This window comes from Achromobacter sp. GbtcB20 (genome assembly GCF_019091095.1).
Taxonomy (GTDB): Bacteria; Pseudomonadota; Gammaproteobacteria; order Burkholderiales; family Burkholderiaceae_B; genus Achromobacter; species Achromobacter mucicolens.
This window is the reverse complement of the sequence record NZ_JAGXJZ010000569.1, coordinates 1-267: the sequence shown is the minus strand read 5'-3', so window position 1 is coordinate 267 and position 267 is coordinate 1. Positions and strand designations below refer to the sequence as shown.

1 protein-coding gene is annotated in these 267 nt (G+C 58.1%); it reads left to right on the top strand.

What is annotated here, in order from left to right; all coding sequences use genetic code 11:
• Positions 1-41: 41 nt before the first annotated feature.
• Positions 42-267: hypothetical protein (locus KVT32_RS30250; RefSeq protein ID WP_217619447.1), on the top strand; the 226-nt coding region annotated here is incomplete at its 3' end.

The following is a 267-nucleotide window of genomic DNA, read 5'->3' as shown; positions in this document are numbered from 1 at the left end:
CCCTCTATTCAGGACTAGCCCGTCAAGGGCGGCATCACATAATGACAACTCAACAACTTGCTTCTCCGACCGCGCTGGCGCTCGCCGCCAGTTTCCTGCCCGATGCGTGGCAGGATGAGGTGCGGAAACAGCTTGCACCAGGGGAAAACGTTTTAAACAGCGTGGAGGTTGACCTCGACGCGAAATTACGTTTCGTCAAAGGAATAATTGTCGTTACGACAAACCGGTTGCTGGCGCGCGCGCCGGGCGAGTCCGCCTGGCGCGACT